This window comes from Desemzia sp. FAM 23990 (assembly GCF_045528485.1).
GTDB lineage: Bacteria > Bacillota > Bacilli > Lactobacillales > Carnobacteriaceae > Desemzia.
In genome coordinates this window covers 1-255 of the sequence record NZ_JBGQQW010000098.1, presented here as the reverse complement: position 1 = coordinate 255, position 255 = coordinate 1, and the positions used below count along the sequence as shown (strand labels likewise).

General features: G+C 42.7%; 1 rRNA gene. It reads right to left on the bottom strand.

Annotation, left to right across the window (positions count from 1 at the left end):
- Positions 1 to 106: ribosomal RNA gene (locus ACEN4I_RS13630) — 16S ribosomal RNA — on the bottom strand; the annotation flags it as partial.
- Between the last annotated feature and the right edge of the window lie 149 nt (positions 107 to 255).

Below are 255 nucleotides of genomic sequence, written 5' to 3'. Positions count from 1 at the left end.
CGCCACTCTTCTTTCTCGGTGCAAGCACCGATAGGAAGCGTTCGACTTGCATGTATTAGGCACGCCGCCAGCGTTCGTCCTGAGCCAGGATCAAACTCTCATAAAAGTTGCAGACCGAAGTCTGCTTGTTTTAATGATGCTTGTAGCTCATTAATTGATTGCTAGCGAATAAATATTCACTAATTTGTTTGTTTTGGCACTTGCCAAAACTTCCTTACACGTTTGGTTCGTCTTACTTTGTTTAGTTTTCAAAGG